A 694-nucleotide genomic window follows, 5' to 3' on the forward strand; every position below is an offset into this window, starting at 1 on the left:
TGGCGAAGATTAAGGTCAGCGACGGCCCGCCGATGCTCAAGAGCGAAAATGCTCGGCCTTCGGGCTGGGTTTATATCGACGTGCGGGGCCGGGACATTGCCTCAGTCGTCGCCGATCTGCGCCGGGTCGTCAGTGAACAGGTCAAGTTGCAGCCAGGCATGAGCCTGAGCTACTCGGGGCAGTTCGAATTTCTCGAAAGGGCCAACGCCCGACTAAAACTAGTTGTGCCTGCCACGTTGTTGATCATTTTCGTGCTGCTCTACATGACTTTCGCCCGCTTCGATGAGGCCTTTTTGGTCATGGCCACTCTGCCGTTCGCCCTCACGGGCGGGGCATGGTTCCTCTATCTATTGGGGTACAACCTGTCGGTCGCAACCGGGGTCGGCTTTATCGCGCTGGCCGGAATTTCGGCCGAATTCGGCGTGATCATGCTGCTCTACCTCAAGAACGCTTGGGTCGAACGTGTAGACCTCGGCGACAACACGGAACGTGGGCTGGTGGCGGCGATCCGTGAAGGCGCTGTACAGCGCGTTCGCCCCAAGGCCATGACGGTGTCCGTCATCATTGCGGGCCTGCTGCCCATTCTGTTGGGCAGCGGAACCGGCAGTGAAGTGATGAGTCGCATCGCCGCGCCAATGGTCGGCGGGATGGTCACAGCTCCCTTGCTTTCCCTGTTTGTCATACCGGCAGCCTA

General features: G+C 59.8%; 1 protein-coding gene. It reads left to right on the forward strand.

The genetic code is table 11. The features are described from left to right. On the forward strand, positions 1 to 694 hold a 694-nt coding region (locus ACZRMS_RS26300), incomplete at both ends, for an efflux RND transporter permease subunit (RefSeq protein ID WP_194286477.1).

It is taken from the genome of Pseudomonas sp. B424 (genome assembly GCF_055408345.1).